We start from the raw sequence: 5,106 nt of genomic DNA on the forward strand, positions 1-5,106 counted from the left end.
TCTAATACTTCCCGATTAATTGATGATGTGTGTTATCTGGAAATAGGTAATGACGGTATACTTTCGAGTGTTAACGTTTCAACAAACACTGCTCCAACAATACATGCTGGTGGGTTCGCTAGTTGTATTTATAATAACTATTTATATTTTACTGGCGGATATAATACTCCGTCATCAACAATGTACGATACGGTGTACTACGCAAAAATAAAGGCTAGCGGGGATATCAGCAGTTTTGCGTTGTCACCCGTAAAAATGACGGTTAAGCTCTTCGAACATTCAGCGTTGGTTAACAACGGTTATTTATACATTATAGGCGGCCATCTGGGTAATGCTCAGGATTCTAATAAAATATACTATGCTAAGATAAACACTGACGGAAGTATCGGGAGTTTTGTCACAAATGTAAATACTCTTCCTGTAAATATATCAATGTTATCCTGTTTTGTTTCTAACGGTTACCTGTACATAACAGGCGGGCATAATTATAGTACATGTTATAACCGTGTGTACTACGGCAAAATTCAATCCGATGGCAGTATAGGCACAATTACTTTATCTTCAGAGTCAGTTATTCCGAAAGCAGCAGCTAGCCACCATACATTGACAACAGATAATGGGTTCTATGTTATTGGCGGAATGAATAGCCGGGGGTATAGCAGAAATAATTTTAGTGATACATCAAACAATATTTATTATTCTAAATTTACGTTTATGTCAAGCACTTACAGTGTATCACCGGTGTTTATACTTAATATCGCTGATAATACGCCACCCGAAAAAGTTGAGTATGTTAATGACGGATTAGGCGCTGATGTTAATGTTTGGTATTCCACAACTGCGTTGTCTGCAAACTGGACAAAAACGGATGATTCAGAATCGTGTGTAAAGAAATACTGGTATGCTGTAGGGACAAGCAGTGGAGGGGTAGATGTTGTTACTTGGACTGATATCGGGCTTTCAACTTATGTTGTGCGTACAGGGTTGAGTTTAACGAATGGTACAACATATTACGTTTCTGTCAAGGCAGAGAATTATGCGGGGTTAACAGGTAATGTAGCGTCGTCTGACGGAATGCGTGTCATAGATGTCTCAGTAGATACTACAATACCGTCAATGCCTCAGTATGTCTGGGACGGTACCGGCTATGATGTTGATGTTACACTGTCAACCACAACACTATCCGCAAATTATGGTGTGTCTTTAGATAATGAAACCGGGATTACCGCGTATTTTTATTCAATCGGTACTACAAAAGGTGGGACCGAGATTGTTGACTGGGTTAATATATTATATGCTACGTTTACTGTGAGGACAGGGTTGTCATTATCTCCGGAGACAACGTATTATTTTAATTTAAAAGCATTGAATAACGCAGGGTTATACAGTGCTGTACGCACGTCTGATGGTATCCGCGTGGTGATTCAAACATCAACGCAAACCGTGATTGATCTTACTCCGCCGGATAGTCCTGGTATAACATCAACTACGCATCCGATTAATGATACCGCATACGCGAATACTTTAGCGAGGTTTGCGTTCATGTCTTCAACACAGGATGTTTCCGGGATTGCAGGGTATTATTACCTTGTAAACGGAAGTAGTTATACTATGGTCACCCCGGAGAATGGGACCTATGTCACGTGGAGCACGATTACAATGGCAACACTAGCTGACGGTATTTGGTATATACACGCAATTGCTGTGGATAATGCGGGGAACTGGTCTGCAAAGAATACTGCGCATTATAAGTTTATTGTGCATTTAACAATAGATCCAAGCCAGGATGTTGCGTTAGTGTATTCTGACGGGTTAAAGATAGATATTCCCGCGGGTACATTAACTAATAGTACAAAGGTGGAGGTAAACAAGCCAAGTGTTGTCAACCAGCCAAGGGTTACTAATGACCCGAAACTTAAGGATACCGATATTGTTGTTGAAATCAAACTTGCTGATGGTACACACGAACTTGGGAAGGATATTACTATCACAATACCGTATACGGATGCTATCCTCAATGGGATAAATGAGGATAACCTGCGGGTATTTTATTATAACGAAGTTAATAAAGGATGGGTGTTAATCCCTGTATCGAGTGTAGATAAAGTTAATAAACAAATTTCTGTACAGGTGAATCATTTGACTATGTTTAAGGTGATGGAATATATTACCGCTTCAGAAAGTATAGAAACATTATCGAATTATCCGAACCCGTTCAAGCCGGAAAAGCCGTATACCATGATACATTATGTTCTGAAAACCGATGCGGATGTTGTTATTAAAATATTTGACCTAACCGGCGAGCTTGTGTGGGAACGTAAGGTTGGTAAAGGTGAGAGTAACGGCGGTGTAGCCGGGCCGAATGATGTTGTATGGGACGGTAAGAACGGTATGGGTTTGACTGTTGATAAAGGTGCGTATATCTGTGTTGTACAATGTGATGGCGTAACCCTCAAGACAAAACTGGGGGTAAAATAGTGTGAGTACGAAGAATATGTTTAAATTCATTATTTGTTTTGCAATAATTTATTTTTTGAGTTTATCCGTACCAGTTCATGCGGGAGAGAACTCAGGAGGTGTACCCGGGTATTTTCTTAATCTTGGATTGGGTACCCGCGCGTTGAGTATGGGCAGAGCGTCTACGGCTTTACAGGGTGACCCGTCATCGGTTTACTGGAATCCCGCGGGATTGGCTACTGTTGATAGCATGGCAGTACAACTTTCGTATATCGGACTATTTGAAAATACAAGATATACGAATGCCGGGATTGCGGTACCAAGAGGTAGTGTTTGGACATACGGCATCGGTGTTGCTCAGTTAGCAACTGACGGGATTGTGAGACGCGATACCGTAAATATTATCGGTGATTCTATTAACGATACAAGTACCGCACTATTTTTTTCTAATGCATTCAAATTCAGGCAGTCGTTGAGTATCGGGTTCGGAACTAAAATTGTTAATAAACTGTTTGATGATTATAACTCAACATGGTTAGGGTTGGATCTCGGGGTGTTGTATATACCTGTCAACAAAATATTCTTAGGGGTTAATATCCAGAACTTAGTCCATTCTGGTGGAAATGAAATCCCGATAACCGCAAAGATCGGTGCGGCTGCTAGGATGCTTAATGATAGCTTCACTGTTTCAGGTGAGCTTGAGGCTGTAAATACTCAGTTAAAGTACCACGCAGGGGTTGAGATGGAATTTTATAGAATGTTGGCGGTCCGCGGAGGGTATGATAACGGTATATTTACCGCGGGGTTTGGTTTAAAACTGGGTAGTTATAGTATTGACTATGCAGTACTTCAGCATGACATCTTTGGGTTGAGCCATCGCGCAGGTTTTACATTTGTATTTCCAAAATAGGGAATACCCTCATCGTGTTTGACTTATCCGTGAATTAGGGTTATAATAATTCCTTAAATATTTTTATTTTTTAATGGAAGGAAACGGTAGGATTATTTATGGTTACAGATGTTAAACAAACAGGTAACATCCCGGTATTTATGGTTGAAGGCGCTAACTTGCCGGAAGCATGGGAGAAAGCTGTATTAAAAGTATGGTCTCAAGGAGAATCTGTCCGCACGGAGTATGATAAACCAGGTGACCCGCCAAGTAAGGATTGTACAATGATGATGGTGGTAAACGACCCGTATGCCGAGCCAAGGATTCATAAAGCGTTCCCCGGCGGGCTTGATGACCTCGAGGTTTACCGCCAGGAAGTGGTTAATGGCGTGCATGATCATTGGATCAAACCTGAGGAAGGGAAATGGACTTATACATACCACCAGCGCTTGTTTGCTTATGAAATTGAAGGTAAGGTGGTTAACCAGATTGATTATGTAGTTAACCGGTTATCCAAAGCCGGGCATTCACGACGCGCACAGGCGATTACCTGGAATGTAAAAACTGATGCTCCGACCGAGGATCCGCCTTGTTTACAGCGTATATGGTTCCGTATGTCGCCCGATGATAAAGGCGGGATGGTGCTTAATATGAATACGCATTGGCGGTCACGTGATGCGTTTAAGGCTGCGTTTATGAATATCTTTGCGTTAACCGATCTTTTTAAGATCGTTGCGGAGCGTATAAGTAAGAATATAGGTAAACCTGTAAAAGTCGGGAGGTATGTTGATATTGCTGATAGTTTTCATATTTACGGGTCATATTTCAAAGAACTTGACCGGTTTATGGATACTATAAAAAACCGTTCATGGGAAGACCGTACGTGGAACAGCGAGTTTGCGGAACCGTTTTTTGAGGATGGGAAGAAACGGTTAGAAAATGAAAAGACGGGGAAGTAGTTGTTTAAGATGGATAGTAAAGAAGTACGCAATAATTTTTTAAAGTATTTTGAATCAAACGGCCATAGGGTAGTACCGTCTGATAGTTTGATACCGTCCGGGGATCCTACGTTATTGTTTACAAGCGCAGGGATGGTACAGTTTAAGGATCAGTTTCTTGGGAAGGTTAATAAAGGGTATAGCCGCGCGGTATCGTGCCAGAAGTGTTTCCGCACGTCGGATATTGAACAAATAGGGCTTACCATCCGGCACCTGACTTTTTTTGAGATGCTGGGTAATTTTTCGTTTGGCGATTATTTTAAGGGAGAAGCTATACCCTGGGCATGGGAATTTCTTACCAGCACGAACTGGATGGGGTTGCCTAAGGATAAGTTGTATGTATCAATTTACAAAGATGATGACGAGGCTGGGCAGTTGTGGTCAAAAATTGTTGAACCTTCACGTATTATTAAACTCGGGGATGATACTAACTTCTGGACAATGGGCCCCACAGGGCCGTGCGGGCCGTGTAGCGAAATTATTTATGACCGCGGGGAAAAGTATGGGTGTAAGAAGCCGGATTGCGGGCCGGCGTGTAGTTGTGACCGTTGGTTGGAAGTATGGAATAACGTATTTACTCAGTATGACCGCCAGCCAGATGGAACTCTTAAGCCGTTACCCAAGAAAAATATTGATACCGGTATGGGCCTTGAACGGTTGACGACCTTAGTGCAAAATGTTGAGTCGTGTTTTATGACGGACCTGTTCAAGCCTATCATGATAGAAACCGTGAATCTTCTTGGGATCAATGTCCCTGATGTT

Annotated in this window: 4 protein-coding genes; all 4 read left to right on the forward strand. The window is 41.8% G+C overall.

Annotated features, from left to right (window positions below):
• Nucleotides 1–2,478 (forward strand): hypothetical protein (locus WC955_13040; protein ID MFA5859980.1); only part of this gene is annotated, 2,478 nt, incomplete at its 5' end.
• 1 nt (nucleotide 2,479) lies between these two features.
• Complete coding sequence (locus WC955_13045; GenBank protein ID MFA5859981.1) at nucleotides 2,480–3,367, forward strand: hypothetical protein; 888 nt, start codon at nucleotides 2,480–2,482, stop codon at nucleotides 3,365–3,367.
• 98 nt (nucleotides 3,368–3,465) lie between these two features.
• Entirely contained in the window at nucleotides 3,466–4,305 is an 840-nt protein-coding gene (locus WC955_13050) for a thymidylate synthase (GenBank protein ID MFA5859982.1), read from the forward strand.
• Between the two features lie 9 nt (nucleotides 4,306–4,314).
• The coding region (locus WC955_13055; protein MFA5859983.1) for an alanine--tRNA ligase-related protein at nucleotides 4,315–5,106 on the forward strand (792 nt) is incomplete at its 3' end.

The organism is Elusimicrobiota bacterium, from assembly GCA_041658405.1.
In the GTDB taxonomy this organism is placed as follows: Bacteria; Elusimicrobiota; UBA5214; order JBBAAG01; family JBBAAG01; genus JBBAAG01.

Coding starts and splice junctions, on each gene's coding strand:
- WC955_13050 (MFA5859982.1), top strand. CDS start 3,466: ATGGTTACAGATGTTAAACAAACAGGTAACATCCCGGTATTTATGGTT.